The following is a 377-nucleotide window of genomic DNA, read 5'->3' on the forward strand; positions in this document are numbered from 1 at the left end:
GATCGGCAGCGGCGGCATTTACGCGACTGCCATGGACCTGTGCCGTTTTTCGGAAATCTTTATGAGGAACAGAAGCGGCAATGCCAGGCTGCTGTCCGACGGAGCGCTGACTGCCATGGAAACCAGCCGTTATCATGAGGAGATCAATCCGAAGGGCTGCGATACGACCTTATCCTATGGGCTTGGCTGGGACAGCGTGGAGACGTATCCATTCAGCCGCTATGGGATAAAGGCCCTTGTTAAGGGCGGCGATACGAACTTCTATCACGGCAGCCTGACGGTTCTTCCGGAGGAACAGATTTCCTGTGCCGTGTTAACCAGCGGCGGCTCCAGCACATTGAACCAGCTGGCGGTGCAGGAGATTGTGATGACGTATT

General features: G+C 55.7%; 1 protein-coding gene. It reads left to right on the forward strand.

Features of this window, described 5'->3' with window-relative positions; genetic code table 11:
* A partial coding sequence (locus tag NE664_15915) for a serine hydrolase (GenBank protein MCQ4728121.1) occupies positions 1–377 on the forward strand: 377 nt, incomplete at both ends.

The organism is Anaerotignum faecicola (assembly GCA_024460105.1).
GTDB lineage: Bacteria > Bacillota > Clostridia > Lachnospirales > Anaerotignaceae > JANFXS01.